This is a genomic window from Xanthomonas cucurbitae (genome assembly GCF_002939885.1).
In the GTDB taxonomy this organism is placed as follows: domain Bacteria; phylum Pseudomonadota; class Gammaproteobacteria; order Xanthomonadales; family Xanthomonadaceae; genus Xanthomonas; species Xanthomonas cucurbitae.
Window position 1 is genome coordinate 117,169 of record NZ_MDED01000005.1, and the last position, 23,693, is coordinate 140,861.

Sequence of the window (23,693 nt, forward strand, 5' to 3'; positions counted from 1 at the left end):
AGCACCGCACTGCCGACGCATCCACAAGGCGCCACGCGTGCAATGCGCGACGCACTACAATGCCCGCTCAGATCGCCGGAGGCAGGCGCGGGGTGTCGACCCCATCGCGCACCAGGCGCCGGCCGCCGGAAAACTTGGCGCGATACATCGCCGCGTCCGCGCGTCGATACAGCTCGGTGGCATCCACGTCCGGCGCGTAGACCGCGCTGCCGGCGCTCAGGTGCAGCGGCGCTTCCTCGCCATCTTCGCGCTCCAGCATCGACAGCCATTGATTGAGCTTGAGGGTGGCCTCGTCCTCGCCGGCATGCACGCCGATCAGGAACTCGTCGCCGCCCCAGCGGCCGATCCAGTCCTGCGCACCGAGCCAGCCATAGGCCGATTCCACCAGCCGCACCAGTACACGGTCGCCGGCCAGATGCCCGAAGCGGTCATTGATCGGCTTGAGGTTATCCATGTCCAGCACGAACAACACGAACGGCCAGCCTTCGCGTTGTGCGGCGGCCACCGAATCGCGCATCGCCTGTTCACAGCCGCGCCGGTTCAACGCTTCGGTCAGCGGGTCGAACAAGGCGTGCTTCTTCAGATCGCGCATGCCCGCGTCGATGCCGTGCAGGCTGCGGTTGATCCCGCGCAGCAAGCGGCCCAATTCATCGTCACCGTGTTCTGGCAGGTTGGGCAGGCGTTGGTCGGCGTAGTAGCCGTCCAGCGCGTCGGCGGCAATGCGCAGCGGTGCCAGCAGCCGATACAGGGCCGACAGGGTCAGCGCGGTGCCCACCAGGGTCGCCAGCAACGCCACCACGACCACCGACCACAGCAGATGCCCCTCCAGCTCACTCTGCGCAGCCAGCCACGCGATCAACAGCAGCAGCGGCAGGTGGATGCCGACGAAGGTCACCGCCAGCAGCTTGGCACTGAAGGAACGCGGAAACACGCGCGCCAGTCCTGTATACAAGCGCATCCAACTCTCCGCCGGAACCGGCGCTCAGTGTCGCCGACGGCCCGTGCAATCGACGCGACGGGCGTCCCAGAACCTCGTTGCCCGCTCCTGGTTGCGGCGTTGCCCCGCGCAAGCCTGTGATGGCCTGCGCAGGCGAAGGCCTTCGCATCAGGCCCGCACGGCACGCCTGCGCGCGCCGCGTCGGCCCCGATGGCGCCGCCTCAGATCTTGTAGCCGGAGTGGATCGCCACGATGCCACCGGTGAGATTCTTGTAGTGGCAGCGCGCAAACCCGGCCTCGCCCATCATGCCCTTGAGCGAATCCTGCGGCGGATGCTTGCGGATGCTCTCGGCCAGGTACTGGTAGCTGTCGGCGTCGCGCGCGAACAGCTGGCCCAGTCTGGGCAGGATCTTGAAGGAGTGGAAATCGTAGATCGGCTTGAACCACTCGGCGGTGACTTCGGAGAACTCCAGCACGCGCGCCTGCCCGCCCACCTTCAGCACGCGGTACATCTCGCGCAATGCGGCGTCCTTGTCGGTGACGTTGCGCAGGCCGAAAGAGATCGTGACAAGGTCGAAACTCTGGTCCGGGAACGGCAGCGCTTCGGCATTGCATTGCACGTAGTCGAGGCCGGCCACCAGCCCGCGGTTGGTCAGCCGGTCGCGGCCGACCGACAGCATGCCGGCGTTGATGTCGCCCAACACCACCGCGCCTTCATCGCCCACGCGCTCCTTGAGCAGCACGGCGATGTCGCCGGTGCCGCCGGCCAGATCCAGCACCCGGTCGCCCGGCTTCACCTGGGCGGTGGCCACGAAGTAGCGTTTCCAGGCGCGATGCACGCCCAGGCTCATCAGGTCGTTCATCAGGTCGTAATTGCGCGCGACCGAGGTGAACACGTCGCCGACCAGCTTCTGCTTGTCCTTGGCAGCGACATCGCGAAAGCCGAAATGGGTGGTACCGGAGGTATAGGGGGATTCGCTCATTGGGAGATTATCGCACTGCCGAGGCCAACGTGACCGCAACCGGATCACACGGCGGCCTCTTCCGCAACCAGACCTGCGCGCGATGCAGCCGCTATCATGCGGTGATGCCCACCTTCGCACGCGCGCTCCTGGCGCAGGCGCACCTGCAAGCGTTCTACGCAGCGCATGCATTGACGCCGGTGTCCTCCCCGTCCCTGCAAGACCGCGTTCCCCACCCCGACCTGCTGCGCCCTGCCGGCGCGGCGTCCATGGAGCCCGCCTGATGCTGACCACCCCCGACTATCGCGCCCTGCTCGACACCGCCATCGCGCAAGCCCGCCAGGGCCTGGCCGAAGGCGGCATCCCGATCGGCGCGGCGCTGTATCACAACGACGGCCGCCTGCTCGGTTGCGGCCACAATCGCCGCGTGCAGGAAAACGACCCATCCGTGCACGGCGAAACCGACGCCTTTCGCAAGGCCGGCCGCCAGCGCCGCTACAAGGACACCATCATGGTCACCACGCTGGCGCCGTGCTGGTACTGCAGCGGACTGGTGCGCCAGTTCAATATCGGCACCGTGGTGGTGGGCGAATCGATCACCTTTCAGGGCGGGATTGCCTGGCTGCGCGAGCATGGCGTCAACGTGATCGACCTGCAAAGCCAGGAATGCGTCGACCTGCTGGGTGGCTATATCTCCGCCAATCCGGACGTGTGGAACGAAGACATCGGCGAGGATTGACGCGCGCGGGCATCCCGCTCGCACCGCCACCTCGTCCTGCAAGGCAGCAGCGGGCACGGCCCATACCGCAGCCGTGCATGCCCGTGCTGCTGCCTCGCGCTCAGAGGATGTAGCGGCTCAGGTCCGGATCCTGCACCAGCTCGCCCAGCTGCGCGTCCACATAGGCCGCATCCACGCTCACGCTCTGGCCATCGCGGTCGGGGGCTTCGTAGCTCAAGCCATCCAGCAGCCGTTCCAGCACCGTATGCAGGCGACGGGCACCGATGTTTTCCTGGCGCTCGTTGACCTGGGCGGCAATCTCGGCCAGCCGCTCCACCGCATCGGCGCCAAAGCGCAGCGACACGCCTTCGGTCTGCAGCAGGGCTTCGTACTGCTTGATTAATGCGGCCTTCGGCTCGGTGAGAATGCGCACGAAATCGGCCTTGGTCAGCGCGGTCAGCTCCACCCGAATCGGGAAACGGCCCTGCAGCTCGGGAATCAGGTCGCTGGGCTTGGCCAGGTGGAAGGCGCCCGAGGCAATGAACAGGATATGGTCGGTCTTGACCGTCCCGTATTTGGTGGACACGTTGGAGCCTTCCACCAACGGCAACAGATCGCGCTGCACGCCTTCGCGGCTGACATCGCCACCGTTGGAGCCGGCTTCGCCGCGCTTGGCAACCTTGTCGATCTCATCGATGAACACGATTCCGTGCTGTTCGCAGGCCTCGATCGCCGCTGTGCGCACATCGTCTTCATTGACCAGCTTGCCGGCCTCTTCCTCGATCAACAGCGGGCGCGCGGCCTTGATGGTGAGCTTGCGCTTTTGCGACTTGCCGCTGCCGATGTTGGCGAACATCTGCCGCAGCTGCTGGCCCATTTCCTCCATGCCCGGCGGGGTCATGATGTCCATGCTGGCGTTGATTGCCACGTCCAGTTCGATCTCGCGCTCGTCCAGCTCACCGTTCCGCAGCATGCGGCGGAACTTGATGCGGGTGTCGTTATCCTGCGACGAAGGCTCGTTGCGTGCGGCTTCCGGATCAAAACCAATACCGGCGGCACGACGCGGCAGCAGCGCGTCCAGGATGCGGTCTTCGGCGCGCTCTTCGGCCTGGTTGCGCACGCGCACCTTGGCCTGTTCGCGGTACAGCTTGACCGAGGTGTCGGCCAGGTCGCGAATGATCTGCTCCACGTCCTTGCCGACGTAGCCCACCTCGGTGAAGCGGGTGGCTTCCACCTTGACGAATGGCGCGTTGGCCAGCGTCGCCAGGCGTCGCGCGATCTCGGTCTTGCCGACGCCGGTCGGGCCGATCATCAGGATGTTCTTGGGCATCACCTCGTTGCGCAGCTCTTCGGGCAACTGCATGCGACGCCAGCGATTGCGCAGCGCGATGGCAACCGCACGCTTGGCATCGTGCTGACCCACGATATGACGGTCAAGCTCCTGCACGATTTCGCGCGGAGTCATGGTTGAAGTTTCGGGATTTGGCATTGGGGGAGTCGAGAATGGGGAATGGGGAATCGTGGAGGCAAGCATCAAGAGCCTGTGTCGTTGGAGTGGAGACGAGACCGCTGTTGCGATTCCCGATTCCCCACTCCCGATTCACAACTCTTCGACCACCACATTGCGATTGGTATAGATGCAGATATCGCCAGCGATATTGATCGCCTCGGTGGCGATGGTCCTGGCATCCAGCGCCGTGTGCGCCAGCAGCGCGCGCGCAGCCGACAGCGCGTACGAGCCGCCGGAACCGATGGCGATGATGCCGTCTTCCGGCTCGATCACATCGCCGGTGCCGCTGATGATGAGCGAGGTTTCCTTGTCGGCCACCGCCAGCAGGGCTTCCAGCTTGCCCAGGCGGCGCTCGGTGCGCCAATCCTTGGCCAGTTCCACCGCTGCGCGGGTCAACTGGCCGTGCTTGTCCAGCTTGGCTTCGAACAATTCGAACAGGGTGAATGCGTCGGCCGCAGCGCCTGCGAATCCGGCCAGCACCTGACCCTCGCGTCCGAGCCGGCGCACCTTGCGCGCATTGCCTTTCATGACCGTATGGCCGAGGGTGACCTGGCCATCGCCGGCGACGGCGACATGCCCACCACGCCGCACCGAAATGATGGTGGTGGCATGCACGATGTTGGGGTTCTGGCTGGGGTCCATGGGTCCTCCGGGGGTTTCCAAAGAGGTGGGGACGCCCCTGCCGGGTTCAAGCGCGCTGCGACGAAGCGACGCGAGGGCACTGCCGCGCCCCGGATGCGTGCACATCACTTGCGATGGAGACTTCGCGCGACCTGGAGACAGACGAGCATGCTTTGACCAACACGCCAGCCCTCTAGCCCCTCTCCCACCGGGAGAGGGGTTGGGGTGAGAGTAAGGCCACTCATGATGTCTGCATGACGCACTCACCCATCATGCGCCGCCATGGATTGAATCGCTCGCCCCGTCACGCTCACTCGGCTGATTTCTTGCGCTTGGCGCGCGGATGCGCGGCGTCGTAGACCTTGGCCAGGTGCTGGAAGTCCAGATGCGTGTAGATCTGGGTGGTGGCGATATCCGAATGGCCAAGCAGCTCCTGCACACCGCGCAGATCGCCGGACGACTCCAGGATATGGCTGGCAAAACTATGCCGCAGCATATGCGGGTGCACGTCCTTGAACATGCCCTGGCGCACGCCGAGTTGCTTGATGCGGATCTGCACGGCGCGCTGCGAGAGCGCGCCGCCGGCGCGCCCGGGGAATACATGCGCGTCGGCAGTTCCGCCGCTGTCGCGCTGCCATTCACGCAGGGCAGCGATCGCATGCGAGCCCACCGGCACCAGCCGCTGCTTGCTGCCCTTGCCCAGCACCATCACCAGACCGCTGGCCAGATCCAGGTCGCGCCAGCGCAGGGCACACAACTCGCTCAGGCGCAGACCGGAGGAATACACCAGTTCCAGCAAGGCACGGTCGCGCAGGCCCAGCGGGGCGTCGGTGGGCACCTCGACCAGGCGCACGGCCTCGTCGGCGTCGAGTACCTGCGGCAGTTTGCGCGGCGCCTTGGGCGCACGCAGCGCGGCGGCGGGGCTGAGGGCGATGCGCCCATGCTTGAGCAACCAGGCGTAATAACTACGGCAGGCAGACAGGCGCCGCTGCAGGCTCTTGGCCGACAGCCCGCGTCGATGTTCGTCAGCGACAAACTGGCGCAGGTGCGCGCTGTCCAGCTGCGCGACATCCAGCGGTGCGGCAGTATCCTTGGTCTGCTCGGCCACCCAGCTCAGCAGTGCGGCCAGATCACGCCGATACGCATCCAGCGTGTGGGCCGACACCTGCCGCTCGACCTGCAGATACGCCAGGAAATCCTCCACCGACGCCATGTCACCTGTCCCGCGGTCGCGGCGCTATTGCAACAGTGCGCTGCAATGCGCCAATCCGTTGCCGCGCCAGCGCCATCACGCCTCGAAGCGCTGCAGCGCCACGCTCAGCGACTCGCCCATCATGCGCAGGAACAAGGTCCCCATGCCGGGATAGAAGCGGTTGGCGTCGTGGCTGCCCACCGCAATCAGACCGATGCCGGGCAACGGCAGCAAGGCGGTGGACTGCACTTGGCTCGCTTGCTCGCCATACAGCAGCGCGTGCTTGTCGGCCTGCAGGCGGCCGCAGATCGGTTCACCATCGCTCAGGCAGTCGCGGAATGGCGCCAGGCGCGCATCCTCGGCGGCCATCGTCTGCAACCAGTCGGCCTGCAGACCAGCCACCGGGGTCAGCAGCACCAGCCGCACCAGATCGCCGTTGAAATCTTCCGCCAGCGAAGCGGCCATGGCCTTCAGCGTATCGGCCGCGGTGCGTTGGCGCATCAGCGCCAGCGTCAGCTGATGGGTGCGCACCGCCAGCCGCTCGTTGACCTGGGCGTTGCTGCCCAGCTCGTGCAGCCGCCGCGACAGCTCGCGGTTCTTGTCGCGCAACACTTCCAGTTGGTAGGTCGCCAGCGAGGCGGTGGGGCCGTCGTCGCGCGGCACCAGCAGGCTCACCGCCAGATCCGGAAACTGCTTGAGGAAGGTGGGATGACGGCGCAACCATGTCGCCACATCGTGTGCGCCCAGCTTGTCGGTGGTGTCGCTCATCAGATCCATTCTCCATCGAAGACGAACACGGCCGGACCGGACATCACCACGTCCTGCCCCTCGCCGGGCCAGCGGATCCGCAGCGCGCCGCCCGGCAGGGACACACGCACGTCGCGCTCCACGCGGCCGCGCTGCATCAGCACCACTGCCGCTGCGCAGGCGCCGCTACCGCAGGCCAGCGTCTCGCCGACGCCGCGCTCGAACACGCGCAACTGCACCTGCGTGGGGTCCACTACCTGGACAAAACCGACGTTGACCGAATCGGGGAACGCGGCGTTCTGCTGCAGCAGGCTGCCGACACGTTCCACCGCCGCGGCCTCCACGCGGCCAACCTCCAGCACGGCGTGCGGGTTGCCCATCGACACCGCGCCAAAGCGCAGCGTCTCGCCATGCACCGGCAACGCGTATTCCTCGCGCGCATGCGCAAAGCCGGCCAGCGGAATCTGCGCCGGATCGAACCGCGGCACGCCCATCGCCACCGCATAGATGCCTGCATCGACCCGCTCCACCGCATGCGCGGTGACCGGGCTGTCGATGAGGAAGCGATCGCCTTGCGCAGTGCCATCGCGCACCAGCCAGGCCGCGACGCAGCGCGCGCCGTTGCCGCACTGGCGGGCCGCCGAACCATCGGAATTCCAGATGCCATAGGCAGCCACGGCGCCATCGCTGCGCGGGGCTTCGATGGTCAGGATCTGATCGCAGCCCACGCCGAAGTGCCGGTCCGCCAGGCGGGCCGCCAGCGCGGCATCCGGCGGCAGCGCGCCGTCGCGCAGGTCCAGCACCACGAAATCGTTGCCGGCACCATGCATTTTGGTGAAACGCAGGCGCCCGTTGCGGCCGTCAGCGCTCATTGCCGCTGCTAGCGGGCTGGTCGGTGGTGGAGGCAGGCGGCGTGTCGGTCTGCGCCGGCGCCGGCTCGCTCTGCGATTGCGGCGCATCGGCCGGTGGCACGGGCTGTGCTTCCACCGGCACCGGCTTCTGCGGCATCACCAGCGGGCCCTTGTTGCCGCAGGCGGCAAGCAGGGCAAAGATCGCACCAACCAGTGCGAGACGAACGGAAGGTCGGGACATGAGGCTCATGGCCCGAGTATAGCCAGAACACCCTGACTGCCGTGCGCTCAGGACGGCGCCGGCAGCGTGCGCGGCGGCGGCTCCGGGCGCAGCCACAACCAGATTCCCACCACCGCCATGCTGCCGATCGACAGGCACTTCACCCACAGCACCGGAACGCACCACAGCATGATGCCGGCACACACGGTCATGGTCAGCGTGGCCATCCACTTGGCCTTGCGGCTCACCGCCCGATAGGTCTGCCATTCCACGATGGCCGGACCGAAGCGCGGGTGCGACAGCAGCCAGCCATGCAGGCGCTCGGACCCACGCGAGGCGGCCCAGGCCGAGATCAGGACGAACACGGTGGTCGGCAAGCCCGGCACGAAGATTCCGACAATGCCGGTCGCCAGGCTGGCGTACGCCAGCAACCACCAGGCCCAGCGGAATCGAGTCGGTCGCGTCATGGGTAAATGATACGACCAGAGCGGCTACGGGTGCGCCAGGGGGTGGCGTGGGGGGGGGGAGGTGAGGATGCGTGCAGGCCCTACCCTCATCCGCCCTGCGGGCACCTTCTCCCGATGGGAGAAGGGAGCGGGTCATCTGTCCTGCGGGCACCTTCTCCCGACGGGAGAAGGGAGCGGGTCATCTGTCCTGCGGGCACCTTCTCCCGACGGGAGAAGGGAGCGGGCCATCTGTCCGGGCGCGTTGCCGGCAGGCAGTTATTTGACGCCTAGCTGATCCAGCACAAACGCATACGACTCGGCCAGTTCGCGGTAGCGCCGGAAGCGGCCGGATTTACCGCCATGGCCGGCTTCCATGTTGGTGCGGAACACGATTGGATACTTTCCGATGTTGTCGTCGCGCAGCTTGGCCACCCACTTGGCCGGCTCCCAATACTGCACCTGCGAATCCCACAGGCCGGTGCCGACGAACATCGCCGGATACGCCTGCTTGCGCACGTTGTCGTACGGCGAATACGACAGCATGTAATCGTAATAGTCCTTGTTCTCCGGGTTGCCCCACTCGTCGTATTCGTTGGTGGTCAATGGAATGCTGGCATCCAGCATGGTGGTGACCACATCCACGAACGGCACCTGCGCCACCATCACGCGGTAGTCCTGCGGGGCCATGTTGGCCACTGCGCCCATCAACAGGCCACCGGCGCTGCCGCCGGATGCCGCCACGCGGTCCTTGGAGGCATAGCCCTGCGCCACCAGGCCGCGGGTGACATCGACGAAATCGGTGAAGGTGTTCTTCTTGTGCAGCAGCTTGCCGTCGTCGTACCACTGGCGGCCCATCTCCTGGCCGCCGCGGATGTGCGCGATGGCATACACCACGCCACGGTCCAGCAGGCTGATGGCGGGCAGGTTGAACGCCGGATCCATCGACATACCGTAGCTGCCGTAGGCGTACTGGAACAGCGCCGCAGAACCATCCTTCTTGAAGCCCTGCTTGTACACCAGCGATACCGGCACCTTGACCCCGTCGCGCGCAGTCACCCATACCCGCTCGGTGACGTACTTGCTGGCATCGTAGCCAATCACCGGTTGCTGCTTGAGCGTTTTGCGTTCGCCGGTCTGGGTATTGAGTTCGTAGGTGGTGGCAGGCGTGGTCAGCGAGGTGTAGCTGTAGCGCAGCCAGGGCGTGCCTGGCTCGGAGTTGACCGACAGGCCCATCGAATACGCTGGCTCATCGGCCTTGACGTATTGCGCCTCCCCCGCAAGAGCCTGCGCACCCGTGTGCGGACCGTTGAATTGGAGACGCACGCGCTCCAGACCGCCGGAGCGTTCTTCGATGGCGGTGAATCCGTCGAACAATTCGAAATTCTCGATGTACACCTTGTCGTCGTGCGCCACCCAATCGGTCCACTGCTTGCGGGTGGTCGCATCGGTCGGTGCGGTCACCAACTTGAAGTTCTTGGCACCATCGGCATTGGTGCGGATCACCCAGCGGCCATCGAAATGCTCGGCGTGGTATTCCACATCGCGCTCGCGCTTGGCCAGCACCTTGAACGTGTCCGGTTTGGCGGCGGAGGTATAACGCGTCTCCGAGGACACTGTGCTTTCTACGCCGATGGTGATGTACTTGTCGTCGCGGGTGCGGCCGATACCCATGTAGAAACTGTCGTCCTTCTCTTCATAGACCAGCACGTCGTCCTTGGCGGGCGTGCCGAGCACATGCTTTTTCACGCGCACGGTCAGTAGCGTTTCCGGATCGTTTTCGACATAGAACAGCGTCTTGTTGTCGTCGGCCCAGACAATGTTGGCCGCAACGCCTTCCACGGTATCGGGATAGGTTTCACCGGTCTCCAGATTCTTGAACCGAATCGTGTACTGGCGGCGGCCGATCGCATCGTCGGCCCAGGCCAGGATGCGGTTGTCCTGGCTGACCTCGGCCTCACCGACGCTGAAATACCCCTTGCCTTGCGCCATCTGGTTGACGTCCAGCAGGATCTGCTCCGGCGCGTCCATGCTGCCCTTGCGACGCGCCTGGATAGGGTAGTCCTTGCCGGCTTCGAAGCGGGTGTAATACCAGTAGCCGCGCTGCCGATACGGCACGCTGGCGTCGTCCTGCTGGATGCGCCCCACGATCTCGGTATAAAGCGTGTCCTCCAACGGCTTGAGCGGCGCCATCACGGTGTCGGCATAGGCGTTTTCCGCATTGAGATAGGCCAGCATCGCCTTGTCTTGCCGCTTGTCGTCGCGCAGCCAGTAGTAGTCGTCGTTGCGGGTGGCACCGAAGGGCGCCTTGACCACATGCGGATGCTTGGCGAGGTCTGGCGGCGTTGGGAGAGCGGCAACGGCGGAGGCGGCGGATGTGGTCATCAGGCTGGCGATCAACAAGGTCAGGACAGGCTTCATCAGATTGGGGTCCGTTGGATGAACGCAATGCCATCCCAGCGCCGGAGTGTGGAAGAGCCCGTCGCCGAGCGCCATGTGTCCTAGGTCATGCTGGTCTATCATCCTCGCAATGGATTCCACGCTTTCGCCCCTTCGCGGCTATAGCCGCCGCAGTCAGGACATCGCCCCGTTCCATGTCATGTCGCTGCTGGCGCGGGCCAATGCGCTGGAGCAGGCCGGGCACGACGTAATCCATCTGGAAATTGGCGAACCCGACTTCACCACCGCCGCGCCGATCGTGGCCGCAGGCCAAGCCGCCCTGGCCGCCGGCCACACCCGCTACACCGCCGCGCGCGGGCTGCCGGCATTGCGCGAGGCCATTGCCGGTTTCTATGCGCAGCGTTATGGCTGCAGCCTGGATCCGGAGCGGATTCTGGTCACCCCGGGCGGCTCCGGTGCGCTGCTACTGGCCAGCAGCCTGCTGGTGGATCCTGGCAGGCACTGGCTATTAGCCGACCCCGGCTATCCGTGCAACCGCCATTTCCTGCGCCTGGTCGAAGGCGCCGCGCAGTTGGTGCCGGTCGGGCCAAACAGCGATTACCAGCTGACCCCGGCACTGGTGGATGCGTGCTGGAATACCGACAGTGTCGGCGCGTTGGTCGCCTCGCCGGCCAACCCCACCGGCAGCGTGCTCGCGCGCGAACAGCTGGCCGGGTTGTCCCACGCGCTGCAGGCCCACGGTGGGCATCTGGTGGTGGACGAGATCTATCACGGCCTGACCTATGGCCTGGATGCGCACAGCGTGCTGGAAGTGGACGACAGCGCCTTCGTGCTGAACAGTTTTTCCAAGTACTTCGGCATGACCGGCTGGCGGCTGGGCTGGCTGATCGCGCCACCTGAGGCGGTGCCCGAGCTGGAGAAGCTGGCGCAGAATCTCTACATCAGTGCCTCCACCATTGCGCAACACGCGGCGCTGGCCTGCTTCACGCCCGAGAGCATGGCCATCTTCGAAGCGCGCCGCGCGCAGTTCCAGCAACGCCGCGATTATCTATTGCCCGCCCTGCGCGCATTGGGGTTCAAGATCGCCGTCGAACCGCAGGGCGCGTTCTATCTGTATGCCGACATCAGTGCATTCTCCGACGATGCGCAGGCCTTCTGTGCGCATTTCCTGGAAACCGAACATGTGGCATTCACGCCCGGCATCGACTTCGGCTTCCATCGCGCCAACCAGCATGTGCGTATTGCCTACACGCAAAGCTTGCCGCGCCTGGAGCAGGCGGTAGAGCGAATTGCGCGTGGGTTGAACCATTTTTGATGACATGACGCGCGTTTCGCACGGCTCATCGCTGTCGCTACGCTCAGACGCAACATCGCTCACTGCGGTTGATGAAAGCAGCTGTTTCTTCAGGCCCTGCGCGTTTACTTTTGCACCCAGGAACATCTCCTTCTGCGTGCGACCGTCCCCTCATCCGCCCTTCGGGCACCTTCTCCCCCATGAAGGAGGACAATGTCCCGGCGGGAGAAGGAAATACCAAAAAAGCCCTGGACCACTCGGCCCAGGGCTTTGTTCAACGCAACACATGGAAAAACAAAGCAAGTTGCGGAATTGCTTTCAAGACCAACTCAGTCCGCCAACCGCTCCCACAGGAAGCTGTACGCCAATGCCGCCATATGCGCAGCCTGCGCATTGTTGGCTGCGCCGCCGTGGCCGCCTTCGATGTTCTCGTAGTAGGTCACGTCCTTGCCGGCCTCGATCATCTTGGCGGCCATCTTGCGGGCATGGCCGGGATGCACGCGGTCATCGCGCGTGGAGGTCAGGAAGATCACCGGCGGGTAGGTCTTCTTCGGGTCGAACAGGTGGTACGGCGAGAAGGTCTGGATGAAGGTCCAGTCGTCGGTGTCCGGGTTGCCGTATTCGGCCATCCACGAGGCGCCGGCCAGCAGGTGGCTGTAGCGCTTCATGTCCAGCAGCGGCACCTGCACCACCACCGCACCGAACAGCTCCGGATACTGGGTGAGCATGTTGCCGGTCATCAGGCCGCCGTTGCTGCCGCCCTGCACGCCCAGGTGCTTGGTCGAGGTGATCTTGCGGGCGACCAGATCCTTGGCCACCGCCGCCATGTCCTCGTAGGCCTTGTGACGGTTCTGCTTGAGGGCGGCCTGGTGCCACCGCGGACCATACTCGCCGCCGCCGCGGATGTTGGCCACCGCATACACGCCGCCCTTTTCCAGCCACGAGCGACCCAGGGCACCGGAGTAGTTCGGCGTCATCGAGATCTCGAAACCGCCGTAGCCGTAGAGCAGCGTCGGCGCGCTGCCATCGAGCTTCAGCGCCTTGGGGCGGACCAGGAAATACGGCACGCGGGTGCCGTCCTTGCTGGTGGCGAAGTGCTGCTCGATGCTGTCCTTGCCGGCATCGAAGAACGCCGGCATGGTCTTGAGCGGCTGCGGCGCGCTGCCGACCTCGACCCACGACAGCGTGGTCGGGGTGAGGTAATCGGTGACGGTCAGCCAAAGCGCATCGCTGTCATCGCTGTCCACCGCACTGACATCGACCGTACCGAAGGCCGGCGCGCCGACGAAGGCGCTCTGCTTCCAGCCGTCCTGCGTTGGAGTGACCACGCTCAGGCGGTTCTTGACGTCTTCGAGCACGTTCAACACGAGATGGGATTTAGTCCAGGCAATGCCGGCCAGCGAGGTGGTCTCGGTGGGCTCGAACAGCACATCGAACCGGCGCTTGCCCGCCATGAACGCGTCAAAGCGCGTCGCCAGCAGCGAGCCGGCCTTGTAGGTCTTGCCACCCACCGTCCACGGCTCGCGCAGCTCCAGGGTCAGCCATTGGCGCTTGACCGCCTTGCTGGCCGAGTTGGGCGCGTCCACCTTGACCAGCTTGCCGTCGGCGCCCTTCAGATACAGCTCGTCGTTGTAGAAGGCCAGGGTGCGGCTGACGAAATCCCGCTCGAATCCAGGCGTGTCGTCGTGCATCGCGGCGATGTACATGTCGGTCGGCTTGCCTTCGTAGACCACCGCAGCGGCACTGAGCGGAGTACCGCGCTTCCACTGTTTGGCAATGCGCGGGTAACCGGAGGTGGTCATCGCACCAGAGCCGAAATCGGTGAACACGTAGACGGTGTCCTGGTCGATCCAGCCCAGCCCGCCCTTGGACTCGGGACGGAAGAAACCGTCCTTGACCCACTGCTTGCTGCCCAGGTCGAACTCGCGGGTGACATCGGCGTCGGCACCGCCGCGCGAGAGCGCGATCAGGCAGCGCTGGTAGTCCGGGCGCAGGCAGTCGGCGCCGTGCCAGACCCAGTTCTCGCCTTCGGCCTTGTTGAGCGCATCCAGGTCCAGCACCGTTTCCCACTTGGGCGCCGGCTTGCGGTATTCGTCCAGCGTAGTGCGCCGCCACAGGCCGCGCTCATGCTGCTTGTCCTTCCAGAAGTTGTAGTAGAACGCGCCGATCTTCTGCACGCCGGGAATCTTGGCGTCCGAATCCAGCACCTCGCGGATGCGGGTTTCCATCTGCTTGAACGCCGGGGTGACCGCCAGCCGCGCTTCGGTCTTGGCGTTCTGGGCCTTGACCCAGTCCAGCGGCTTGGCGCCGGTGACATCTTCCAGCCAGGCGTAGGGATCATTGGACACGGCGGTTTCCTCTGCAGAGACGGCGCCAACAGTCATCAGGCCGGCAAGCAGGCAGATCGAGGCGAATTTGGACATGGGTATTTCCGGAAAAACCAATGCCGGAAAACCTAGCACAGCACCTGGCCGGGCCTCCCCTGCCGAAGGTCAGGCCGCCCGTGCCGATGTCGCCGGGTGCGAAGCAACACGCCGGCGCTGCGCCTGCGGCCGACGGCGGCGGCGCGCGGCCGGCCGCAGCCCGGTCGCCGCCAGGGTCGGTAGCGCGAACCGATACAGGCTCCACCAGGCCAGCATCGGCATGCCCACCAGCCACATCGGCCACCAACCGATCCATTGGCTGTCCCCGCGCGCGGCCGGCCACACCAGCACCAACGCAAGACCTGCCAGGGCAATCTGCCGAACCGGGCGCAGCACGCGCGGATCGGGGCGTTCGGAACGGCGGTTGGGGCGATGATGCGACATGGCGGCACTCCGTGGCTGGAAGGATGGAACAGGCCGGCAGGATTGCCTGCGTCCATCTCACGGACTGCGACCTGGCCGACGCAGCGCGGCTGTCCGGCAGTGGGAGACACCGCCGCTCGACCCATCCATACCGACGCCTGACTTGCCGCCTCGCCGGGCTGGGTTCTCGCCGGCCCACCGCCCAGCCATCCTGAGCGCTGTGGCGCCGCGCAGGACGGCCTCACGCCCTCCCCCACCGACCGGCGTCCCGTCAGGGAGTTGCCGCGCCGGCCGCCGCCGCACACGCCAGACCCGACCGTTGACGCGAACTTGCCCCCTGCATGCGGTAGTGTGCTGCACCTATTGCCCCTTTGTGATGTTGCGATGCGCCTGACCGTTACGATCGCCCTCGCCTTCCTGCTCGTGCTCGGCCTGTCTCCGGCGCATGCCAAGGACCCGCCCAGCGCCGCAGCGATCGATCTGTCCAAGATGATGGGCACCTGGTATGTGATCGCCCGCATGCCCAACGCGGTCGAACGCGGCCACGTCACCAGCCGCGACGAGTACACCCTGCTCGAAGAGGGCAAGGTGGCGGTGCGTTACCTGTACCGCGAGGGCTTTGGCGAGCCGGAAAAGGAAGTCAACGCGCGCGCCTCGGTGGATGCGGACAGCGGTAATCGCGATTGGCGGGTCTGGTTCTACAAAGTGATCCCGACCAAGCAGCGCGTCCTGGAAATTGCCCCGGATGGTTCATGGATGCTGATTTCCTACCCAGGCCGCGATCTGGCATGGATCTTTTCCCGCAAGCCGGACATGAGCCGCGACCAGTACCGCGCCCTGGTGGACAAGATGCGCGACGACTACGGCATCTACACCGACAAGATCAAGCGCGTGCCGCAGCTGCGCGAGCAGGTGGACCGGTTGGGATTCGAAGTGCCGAACAAGCGCTGAAATAGCGGCGGGCCGGCGCATCGCAGGCCGCCCGCCGGCTCAGTCGTAATTGCTCAATGCCAGCGACAACAGCGCCTTGACCTGCTCGCGCAGCGACACCGGCTCGACGATTTCCGCGTCCGAACCGTAGTGCAGCACGTCCATCAGCAATTCGCGCGAGTTGCTATACGGTAATTTGAGTTCGTAGCGGCCATCCGGCAAGAAGCGGCCCTGCTGCCTGGAATGCCAGTGTTCGTCGGCCACCCAGCGCGCGGCCTTGGCACTGAAGACGATGGTGGCCCAGCCCTTGGGCGCGCCGGAGAAAATGCCGTAGCTGGCGGCCAGCTGTTCGTCCAGCTCGCTATCGGGCACATCGCGCGGCGCCGCATCGAGCAGGCGCGCGTGGTTGATGCGGTCCACCGCGAAGCTGCGCACGCCGTCGCGGCCATGGTCCCAGGCATCCAGATACCAGTTGTCGCGGTAATGGGTAATGCGCTGCGGGGACACGGTGCGCTTGGTGGATTCGTCGGTGGAACGGGCGCGGTAGTCGAAGCTCAGCTGCTTGCGCTCCAGCACCCCGGAGGCCACGGTGCGGAAACTGGCTTCGTCCAGCTTGCGGCCGCGATGCGGGATCACCCGTACCCGGTCCACCGGCCAGTGCGACACCCCGGCCTGCGCGGCCAGCAAGCCTTCGATGCGCTGCTGCAACGGCGCCAGCATCGAGGACAGCACCCCGCCACCGGTACGCGCGAGCAATTGCTGCGAGGCCAGCAACGCGTGCAATTCTTCGGAACTGAGCCACAGGCCGGGCAGTTCGAAGCGGTCGCTTTCGCCGGACAGGTAGCGGAAGCCGGATTCGCCATCGCCCTCCACCGGCGCCATCAGCGCATCGCGCAGGAACGCCAGGTCGCGGTACACGGTGGCGCGGGAACAGCTCAGCTCATCCTGCAGCCGCGCCACCGTGACCGGATAGCGCGCCGACTTGAGCAAGCGATGCAGGGAGTTGATGCGTTCATAGCGGTCCATGCGCCGATTATGTCCGGATTCGTCGCGCGGCGGGGTGAGCATGCGCCCGGGTCGTTGCCCGCTCGTCCACGTGGCGGCGGTAGCGGCGGCGCACCATCGGCTGGATGCCTGGGCGCGGGACGGGAGTTTTCGCGCATCTGCCGTCGCTGGATGGCAGCAGCAGCGGAACCACGACTAAAGCGTGGCGTTCACCTGGTCATGACGAAGCGCACAGTCCGTTATCATGAAACCGCTTCCACCTTACCCACCCCGTCCATCAAGCGAGCCGCCCATGTCCCGCCGTGCCCCGTTGTCCGCCCTGTTGCCACTGCTGTTGATGACGCCTGCCGTGTGGGCCCAGTCGATCGCGGTTGCGCCGACGCCGATTGATCCCGCTGCGGCACTGGTGCCGTCGCCGTGGAGTGGCAGCAGCGGCGAGCTGGGCTATGCCTCGGCGCACGGCAACAGCACCACCGACAGCCTCAACGGCCGTATTCGCCTGCGTTACACCGACGGCGACTGGATCCACAGCCTGGACGCCACCGCGCTGCGCTCCAGCTCGGAGTACATCAACACCAACGACGACGGCAGCACCACGCGCGAGCGCCAGACCACGGCCGAGCGCTACACCGGCAGCGCCGGCAGCGCATTGCAGCTGGGCGAACACCGCCAGCTCACCGCCACCGGCCGCTACGAACACGACGACTTCGCCACCTACGACCGCCTGGCCACCTTCGGTATCGGCTATGGCACGCGTCTGATCGACGCGCAGCGGTTCTATCTGGATGCGCAGGTAGGCCCGGGTATCCGTCGCGCGCACAACAGCAACGACGACCGCAACGAGACGGGCTTGATCGGGCGCGGCCTGTTCGACCTGAAGTACACCGTCACCGACAACACCGATCTCATCAACACCCTGCTGGTGGAATCGGGCCAGTACAACACCTATGCGCAGAACGACTTTGGCGTGCAGGTCAGCATGAACTCGCACTTCGCGCTCAAGGCCGCCTGGCAGATGCGCCACAACAGCGACGTTAGCGAAGGCGACAAGAAAACCGACACGCTGACCACGGTCAATCTCGTCTACACCTTCAAGTAAGCCCCGTAGGAGCGGCCCTGGCCGCGAGGGCTTTCCCGGTAACGCCCGTCGCGGCCGGGGCCGCTCCTACAAATTGCTGGCGCGCGCGCGGCGTGCAGCATCCCTGTAGGAGCGCACCCGGGCGCGAGGGGCGTTACCACCAAAATCCAACCCCATCGGTGCCTCTATCGGTAACGCGTTCGCGGCCCGGTCCGCTCCTACGAAGGGCACGGCTGGGTTCGGGTGCTACAGCTCGGCCAGCAGCTGCGCGGCGCCCTTGTCGAACAAGCCCTGCGCAACGCGGCGACCCAGTGCTTCGGTGTCGTCGGCGCTGCCGTGTGCGTCGGCATGGATCAGCCGGCCATCGCTGGCGCTGCCGACCATGCCCTGCAAGTACAGACCTTCGCCTTGCCAACGCGCGAAGGCCGCCACCGGCACGTGGCAGCTGCCGTGCAGCGCGCGATTCATGGCCCGCTCGGCTTCCACGCAGACGCGGGTGGTGGGCGCGTCCAGCACCGCCAGCAGGGCGTGGATGCGTGCATCGTCGCTGCGGCATTCCACCGCCACCGCGCCCTGCGCCGGCGCTGGCAGCCACTGCGGCGCGTCCAGCCGTGCGCTGATGCGTGCATCCAGGCCCAGCCGCTGCAGGCCGGCACAGGCCAGCACGATGGCGTCGTAACCGCCGTTGTCGAGCTTGGCCAGGCGGGTGTTGACGTTGCCGCGCAGGTCGATCAATTCCAGGTCCGGGCGGGCGGCGCGCAGCTGCGCCTGGCGACGCAGCGAGGAGGTGCCCACGCGTGCACCCAGCGGCAGTGCCTGCAGGCTGGCATAAAGGTTGGACACCAGCGCATCGGCGGCATCGCCACGGGGCAGGATGGCCGGCAGCACGAAGGGCGCATCCAGCTCCATCGGCACGTCCTTGAGCGAATGCACCGCGCAATCGGCATCGCCGCGCAGCATCGCCAGCTCCAGCTCCTTCAGGAACAGGCCCTTGCCGCCGATCGCCGCCAGCGAACGGTCCAGCACTTCGTCGCCGCGGGTGCTCATCGGCACCAGCACCACCTCCAGGCCGGGGTGGTGCTGGCGCAGCGCGGCGGCGACATGTTCGCTCTGCCAGAGGGCAAGCGGGCTTTTGCGGGTGGCGATGCGGAGCGTGGTCATTGCGCCATTATCGCGGACCGGACCGCGAACTCATACATGGCGAAGTTGATCGCGCAGGCTGGCCACGCAGCGGCGACTCACTTCCAGGGGGTGCGGCACGTTGCGCAGCACCGCATGCACCTGGCCGTCGCTGCCGCGACGCAGTTCCAGCAACTCGTCGCGGGCCACCAGGCAATTGCGGTGGATGCGCACCAGGCGGTCGGAGAATTCGTCTTCCAGCGACTTGAGCGATTCTTCGATCAGGTCCTCGCCACGGGTGTGGTGGACGATGACGTACTTCTCTTCGGCCTGCAGATAACGGATGTCGCCGATGGCGATCAACCGCAGGCTGCCGCGCAGGCGCGCGCACAGATGGGTGCGCAGCGGTGCCGGCGCGGCGCTGGGCACGCGCCCGGCCAGGAAGGTGGCCACGCGCTCCAGCGCGGCGGCCAGGCGTTCCGGGCGCACCGGTTTCATCAGATAGTCCAGCGCGGCGGCATCGAAGGCCGACAAGGCGTGCTGGTCGTAGGCGGTGCAGAACACCACCGCCGGCTGCGGCTGGCACTGGCGCAGCAATCGCGCAGTTTCCAGCCCGTCCACGCCGGGCATGGCGATGTCCAGCAGCACCAGGTCCGGGTGCCATTGCTCGCATTGCTGCAGCACCTGCTGGCCGTTTTCGGCCTCGCCGATCACCTGCACCTGAGGATGGTCTGCCAGCAGCATGCGCAGGCGCTCGCGCGCCAGTGGCTCGTCATCGGCGATCAACACCCGCACTTGCGTGGCCGTCATGGACATCCCCCCTTACGCTGCGGTGACTCTCCCTCACGGCAGCGGCAATGTGATCTCGCAGGCATAGTAGCCTTCGGCCCAGCTGGCCGCCATCCGTGCCCCGGCACCGAACTGGAACGCCAGCCGGTGCGAAATGCTGGCTTGTGCGTGCCCGGCGCCGGCAAGCAGCGGCGCCTGCGTGCCCGGCTGCGGGGCCGGGTTGACGATGCGGATCTGCAATTGGTTGCCGCGCTGGCGTAGCGACAGATACAGCGTGCCACCTTCGGGCATGCGCGAGACGCCGTGCAGCACGGCGTTTTCCACCAGCGGTTGCAGCACCAGGCGCGGCATCGGCAGCTCCCAGGGCAGCGGTTCCTGGTGGTGCCAGCGCACCTGCAGGCGCTGGCCCAGGCGCAGCGATTCGATCGCCAGATAACGCTCGGCCAGTTCGCATTCGGCGCGCAGGGTGGACAGGCCTTCGCCGGCACCGAGCGCGGCGCGGAACAGGTCCGACAGGTCCAGCACCGCCTGCTCGGCTACCACCGGGTCGCGGCGCAGCAGGCTGGCGATCAGATTCATGCTGTTGAACAGGAAATGCGGGCGGATGCGCGCCTGCAGCGCATCGGCTTCGGCGCGGGCATTGGCCTGCACCTGTGCTTCCCAGCGGTCGCTGACGTAGAAGTAGCGCAGTGCCAGCGCGGTAATCAGCACCACGGTGGCCGCGCTGCCCAGGGTGAAGCGCCAGAAACCGACCAGCGGGCCCAGCGGGGCCTGGTCGAGCGCCGCATACAGGGCGTGCACGATCCCGGCCCCCAGCATCGCCACCACGGCGGCGATCGACAACGCCGCCAGCCCACCCAGCCGTGGCGGCAGCCGCGACAACGCGGGCCGCAGCACGCACAGCAAGACGCTGACCGCCAGCGCCAACCACAGCGCCAGGCCACTGGCCGAAAGGAAGCGCGACAGGGTGATGCTGCGCGCGGCATCGGCCTCGGGCACCAAGGTCACCACCAGCACCACCAGTTCGGCCAGCCCCAGCATCGCACCCAACCGGGGCAGCCGGCACAGGTCCGGCATCCAGGCGATCTGGGGGGCGCCGGTGGCCATGGGCTCAGGCCGCGGCGAAGCGCGCCTGCATCCAGTCGCGCAGGGCGTCGATCTCTTCCAGGCAGACCTGGTGGCCCATCGGGTAGGTGTGCCAGTCCAGTGCGAAGCCGAGCGTGCGCAGGGCCTGCATGCTGGCCTGGCCGGCCGCGAACGGCACCACCGGATCGGCGCTGCCGTGGGCCATGAACAGCGGTTGGCCGGTGGCGGCCGGCTGCAGCTGGCTGGCAGCGGCCGCCGGGTCCGGCAGATAGGTCGACAGCGCGATCAGCCCGGCCAGCGGCACGCTGCGCTGCAGGCCTACCGCCAGGGTCACCGCGCCGCCCTGCGAGAAGCCGGCCAGCAGGATGCGCCCGGGGGCGGTCCCGCGGCTCTGCTCATGGGCAATCAGCGCTTCGACCTGGGCCACCGATTCGGCGATGCCGGCCTTGTCGGCACGCTGGGCAAAATCCATGCCCACGATGTCGTACCACCCGCGCATACGCACACCGTTGTTGATGGTGATCGTGCGGATCGGCGCATGCGGGAACACGAAGCGCAGCGCCGGCCAGTCGGGACGCACCAGCTCCGGCACCAGCGGGGCGAAATCGCTGCCGTCGGCGCCCAGGCCGTGCAGCCACAGCACGGTCCACTGCGGGTTCGGTCCGGTCTCGCGTTCGATCACTTCCAGCATCATCCAGCTCCGTTCGGGGGCCGGGCATTATGCCTTGCGCGCCGGCCCTGCCCGATCACGCAGGCGCGGGCGCCGCGCGCCCGTCAGATCAGCGGGGGGGTGCTGGGCGGCGGCGCGGCGCAGCTCGGAGGCACGCACCAGCACCTTGGGCGGGTCGAGTTCTTCGGGGATGCAGAAGATGCCGGCGCGGCGCAACGCCAGGCCGCCGCGGCGCAGCGAGGTCAGCGCCACCACCGGGATCGATACCGCCATGCCCACGATTACCGGGGCCATCCACGCCGCCAGCGACGGCGAGACCAGATAGGCCAAGGTCCCCATGAACACGCCGAACACGGTCAGCCCGCCGTAGCTGCGCAACAGCGCCGGCCACGACAGCTTGCCGTCGTCGCGCACCTGCGCATCCCAGCCAGAATCCTTGCCGGCCAGCACTTCGAACACGCCGCGCGATTGCAGGTACATCACCACCGGCGCCATCAGCGCGGCCAGCACGGTTTCCAGCAGGATGCTCAGCGCGGCGCGGATGGCACCGCCGCAGGCACGTAGTTCGCGCGGGTTGAGCAGCAGGCAGATGTAGCCGAGCAGCTTGGGCGCCAGCAGCACGAACATAGTGCAGATGAAGATCCAGATCGCATTGCCCTGGCTGCTGCCGTGCCAGTAGCGGGCAGGCGAGAACGGCAGGTCGCCGGCCAGGTCGATGCCGCCGCCGGCCAGCGGAATGCCGATGCCGATCAGCATCAGCAGGCCCCACATCGGCGCGGTGAAGTAATGGCCGATGCCGATCAGCATGTGCATGCGGCTGATCCAGTGCAGCCCCCTGGCGCCGACCACCTTGGCGTGCTGCAGGTTGCCCTGGCACCAGCGGCGGTCACGGATCAGCAGGTCGGTGAGCGTGGGCGGGCCTTCTTCGTAGCTGCCCTGCAGGTACGGCACCATATGCATGGCCCAGCCGCCGCGCCGCATCAGCGCCGCTTCGACGAAATCATGGCTGAGCACGTGGCCGCCGAACGGCTTGCGCCCGCGCAGCGACGGCAGGCCGGCGTGATCGGCAAAGGCCTGGGTGCGGATGATGGCGTTGTGGCCCCAGTAATTGCTCTCGGCGCCATGCCACCAGGCCACGCCGAAGGCGATGATCGGCCCATACACGCGCCCGCCGAACTGCTGCATGCGGGCGAACAGGGTCTGCCCGTTGACCACCGCCGGCAGGGTCTGGATCAGGCCCACGTCCGGGTTGTTTTCCATACCCGCGACCAACCGTACGATGGTGTCGCCGGTCATCACGCTGTCGGCGTCCAGAATCAGCATCTGCGGGTAGTTGCCACCGAAGCGGCGCACCCAGTCGGCCACGTTACCGGCCTTGCGCGCGGCATTGTCGGCGCGGCGGCGGTAGAAGATGCGTCCATGCCCGCCGACGCTGTCGCACAGTTCGTTGTAGACCCGCTCTTCGGCGCGGCCGATGTGCTCGCGGGTGGTGTCGCTGAGCACGAAAAAGTCGAAGTGCTCCAGCTGCCCGGTCTCGGCCACCGATTCGTAGATGGCCTGCAGGCCGGCCAGCAACCGGCGCGGGTCTTCGTTGTAGGTGGGCATCAGCAGCGCGGTGCGCGAGCGCAGCGTGGGCAGCGGTTCTTCCGGATCGATGCCGAGCTTGCGCCCGGCACGCGCGACCACGGTGACGAAGCCGGCCACCGCGCTGGCGAAGGACATCGCGATCCAGGCGAACAGCAGCACGAACAGCCCGAGCAGGCAGCCTTCCAGCACGCTGATGCCGTCGGGCCACAACACGCTGAGCATCACCCACACCGCGACCGCAGTGGTGGCGAAGGTGCCGCCGATCAGATAGAAGCGGCGCAGCCCGATGCCGGGCGGCGAGGTGCGCTGGTGCGGCACCTGCAACTGGCCCTCGCGCAGCGATTGTTCGGGCATCGCCAACGGCGCTTCCGGCGGCAGTGTGGGCTGGCCGGCATCGAGCGCGGAGACGGGGGGCAAATCGGTGGGCGCGGGGGAAAGGGTCACGGTACCGTCCATCAGGGCTGTCCGTCGCACGCGGGCGACAATGTGGGCGGAAACGGAAGATGGCTTCCCGCGATGCGGCGCGAGAACCTCATGCATGCGTCAACGAGAGCAAGCCTGGCGGTGTGCAGGCACAACGCGGGGTTGGCAGCTTTGGAACCACTCCGATGCACAAACTCTCCTGGCGGCGACGCACTGTCGCGGCTCATGCTAAAGAATCGTCCGTTAAAGGAAACGAAGGCCATTGTGCGGTCTTCGCCCCTGCCCGACGAGGACCGCGCGGCAGACTACGCGGTGACAACCGAAC

Annotated in this window: 22 protein-coding genes and 1 pseudogene; 5 read left to right on the forward strand and 18 right to left on the reverse strand. The window is 66.5% G+C overall.

Going from position 1 to position 23,693, the window contains the following annotated elements; all coding sequences use genetic code 11:
* Positions 1-67: 67 nt before the first annotated feature.
* Both XcuCFBP2542_RS04720 and ubiE read right to left on the reverse strand, forming a co-directional pair.
* Positions 68-958 carry a GGDEF domain-containing protein gene (locus tag XcuCFBP2542_RS04720; RefSeq protein ID WP_104602453.1) on the reverse strand — a complete coding sequence of 297 codons (891 nt, stop codon included), beginning with the start codon at positions 956-958 and terminating at the stop codon, positions 68-70.
* 200 nt (positions 959-1,158) lie between these two features.
* Entirely contained in the window at positions 1,159-1,920 is a 762-nt protein-coding gene (ubiE, locus tag XcuCFBP2542_RS04725; RefSeq protein WP_104602454.1) for a bifunctional demethylmenaquinone methyltransferase/2-methoxy-6-polyprenyl-1,4-benzoquinol methylase UbiE, read from the reverse strand.
* 107 nt (positions 1,921-2,027) lie between these two features.
* Between ubiE and XcuCFBP2542_RS19960 the strand changes: the two are divergent.
* Both XcuCFBP2542_RS19960 and XcuCFBP2542_RS04735 read left to right on the forward strand, forming a co-directional pair.
* A pseudogene (locus XcuCFBP2542_RS19960) lies at positions 2,028-2,183 on the forward strand (GNAT family N-acetyltransferase); the annotation flags it as partial.
* Positions 2,183-2,638: a nucleoside deaminase gene (locus XcuCFBP2542_RS04735; protein ID WP_104602456.1), complete on the forward strand. Its 456-nt coding sequence runs from the start codon at positions 2,183-2,185 to the stop codon at positions 2,636-2,638. The pseudogene XcuCFBP2542_RS19960 and the gene XcuCFBP2542_RS04735, both read left to right, overlap by 1 nt.
* Before the next feature lie 100 nt (positions 2,639-2,738).
* Here XcuCFBP2542_RS04735 and hslU read toward each other — a convergent pair whose 3' ends face one another.
* From hslU to XcuCFBP2542_RS04775, 8 genes are all read right to left on the reverse strand, one after another.
* Positions 2,739-4,106 carry an ATP-dependent protease ATPase subunit HslU gene (hslU, locus tag XcuCFBP2542_RS04740; protein WP_104602457.1) on the reverse strand — a complete coding sequence of 456 codons (1,368 nt, stop codon included), beginning with the start codon at positions 4,104-4,106 and terminating at the stop codon, positions 2,739-2,741.
* Positions 4,107-4,217: 111 nt separating this feature from the next.
* Positions 4,218-4,769 (reverse strand): ATP-dependent protease subunit HslV, encoded by a 552-nt coding sequence (hslV, locus tag XcuCFBP2542_RS04745; protein ID WP_104602458.1) that lies wholly within the window; start codon positions 4,767-4,769, stop codon positions 4,218-4,220.
* 289 nt (positions 4,770-5,058) lie between these two features.
* Positions 5,059-5,961, reverse strand: coding sequence for a tyrosine recombinase XerC (gene xerC / locus XcuCFBP2542_RS04750; protein WP_104602459.1), 903 nt, complete (start codon positions 5,959-5,961; stop codon positions 5,059-5,061).
* Positions 5,962-6,036: 75 nt separating this feature from the next.
* Positions 6,037-6,708: a DUF484 family protein gene (locus XcuCFBP2542_RS04755; RefSeq protein ID WP_167526947.1), complete on the reverse strand. Its 672-nt coding sequence runs from the start codon at positions 6,706-6,708 to the stop codon at positions 6,037-6,039.
* On the reverse strand, positions 6,708-7,559 hold the full coding sequence (dapF, locus tag XcuCFBP2542_RS04760) for a diaminopimelate epimerase (RefSeq protein WP_104602461.1): 852 nt from the start codon (positions 7,557-7,559) through the stop codon (positions 6,708-6,710). The genes XcuCFBP2542_RS04755 and dapF overlap by 1 nt, the downstream gene beginning before the upstream one ends.
* Complete coding sequence (lptM, locus tag XcuCFBP2542_RS04765) at positions 7,549-7,788, reverse strand: LPS translocon maturation chaperone LptM (protein WP_104602462.1); 240 nt, start codon at positions 7,786-7,788, stop codon at positions 7,549-7,551. The genes dapF and lptM overlap by 11 nt, the downstream gene beginning before the upstream one ends.
* A 38-nt stretch (positions 7,789-7,826) precedes the next feature.
* Positions 7,827-8,225: a YbaN family protein gene (locus XcuCFBP2542_RS04770; protein ID WP_104602463.1), complete on the reverse strand. Its 399-nt coding sequence runs from the start codon at positions 8,223-8,225 to the stop codon at positions 7,827-7,829.
* A gap of 255 nt (positions 8,226-8,480) precedes the next feature.
* Positions 8,481-10,622, reverse strand: a complete 2,142-nt coding sequence (locus XcuCFBP2542_RS04775) for a S9 family peptidase (protein ID WP_104602464.1) — start codon at positions 10,620-10,622, stop codon at positions 8,481-8,483.
* A 109-nt stretch (positions 10,623-10,731) separates the two neighbouring features.
* On the opposite strand from XcuCFBP2542_RS04775, the gene XcuCFBP2542_RS04780 reads away from it, so the two are divergent.
* Entirely contained in the window at positions 10,732-11,916 is a 1,185-nt protein-coding gene (locus XcuCFBP2542_RS04780; protein ID WP_104602465.1) for a pyridoxal phosphate-dependent aminotransferase, read from the forward strand.
* A 308-nt stretch (positions 11,917-12,224) separates the two neighbouring features.
* Here XcuCFBP2542_RS04780 and XcuCFBP2542_RS04785 read toward each other — a convergent pair whose 3' ends face one another.
* Positions 12,225-14,318, reverse strand: coding sequence for a prolyl oligopeptidase family serine peptidase (locus XcuCFBP2542_RS04785; protein WP_104602466.1), 2,094 nt, complete (start codon positions 14,316-14,318; stop codon positions 12,225-12,227).
* A gap of 69 nt (positions 14,319-14,387) precedes the next feature.
* Entirely contained in the window at positions 14,388-14,702 is a 315-nt protein-coding gene (locus XcuCFBP2542_RS04790; RefSeq protein WP_104602467.1) for a hypothetical protein, read from the reverse strand.
* A gap of 363 nt (positions 14,703-15,065) precedes the next feature.
* Between XcuCFBP2542_RS04790 and XcuCFBP2542_RS04795 the strand changes: the two genes are divergently transcribed.
* Positions 15,066-15,632 (forward strand): lipocalin family protein, encoded by a 567-nt coding sequence (locus tag XcuCFBP2542_RS04795; protein WP_104602468.1) that lies wholly within the window; start codon positions 15,066-15,068, stop codon positions 15,630-15,632.
* Between the two features lie 39 nt (positions 15,633-15,671).
* Here XcuCFBP2542_RS04795 and XcuCFBP2542_RS04800 read toward each other — a convergent pair whose 3' ends face one another.
* Positions 15,672-16,637, reverse strand: a complete 966-nt coding sequence (locus tag XcuCFBP2542_RS04800; protein WP_104602469.1) for a helix-turn-helix transcriptional regulator — start codon at positions 16,635-16,637, stop codon at positions 15,672-15,674.
* Positions 16,638-16,908: 271 nt separating this feature from the next.
* Here XcuCFBP2542_RS04800 and XcuCFBP2542_RS04805 point away from each other — a divergent pair, with 271 nt between their 5' ends.
* Positions 16,909-17,715: a DUF481 domain-containing protein gene (locus XcuCFBP2542_RS04805; RefSeq protein WP_104602470.1), complete on the forward strand. Its 807-nt coding sequence runs from the start codon at positions 16,909-16,911 to the stop codon at positions 17,713-17,715.
* 225 nt (positions 17,716-17,940) lie between these two features.
* On the opposite strand, the gene hemC is transcribed toward XcuCFBP2542_RS04805, so the two are convergent.
* From hemC to mdoH, 5 genes are read right to left on the reverse strand one after another with little or no spacing between them, the layout of a single operon-like run.
* Positions 17,941-18,855 (reverse strand): hydroxymethylbilane synthase, encoded by a 915-nt coding sequence (gene hemC / locus XcuCFBP2542_RS04810; protein WP_104602471.1) that lies wholly within the window; start codon positions 18,853-18,855, stop codon positions 17,941-17,943.
* Between the two features lie 30 nt (positions 18,856-18,885).
* On the reverse strand, positions 18,886-19,623 hold the full coding sequence (locus XcuCFBP2542_RS04815) for a LytR/AlgR family response regulator transcription factor (protein WP_167526948.1): 738 nt from the start codon (positions 19,621-19,623) through the stop codon (positions 18,886-18,888).
* 33 nt (positions 19,624-19,656) lie between these two features.
* Entirely contained in the window at positions 19,657-20,709 is a 1,053-nt protein-coding gene (locus XcuCFBP2542_RS04820; protein WP_104602473.1) for a sensor histidine kinase, read from the reverse strand.
* A gap of 4 nt (positions 20,710-20,713) precedes the next feature.
* On the reverse strand, positions 20,714-21,382 hold the full coding sequence (locus tag XcuCFBP2542_RS04825) for an alpha/beta hydrolase (RefSeq protein WP_104602474.1): 669 nt from the start codon (positions 21,380-21,382) through the stop codon (positions 20,714-20,716).
* 24 nt (positions 21,383-21,406) lie between these two features.
* The gene (gene mdoH / locus XcuCFBP2542_RS04830; protein WP_249027609.1) at positions 21,407-23,401 is read right to left on the reverse strand and encodes a glucans biosynthesis glucosyltransferase MdoH; all 1,995 of its coding nucleotides are present in this window, start codon (positions 23,399-23,401) and stop codon (positions 21,407-21,409) included.
* Between the last annotated feature and the right edge of the window lie 292 nt (positions 23,402-23,693).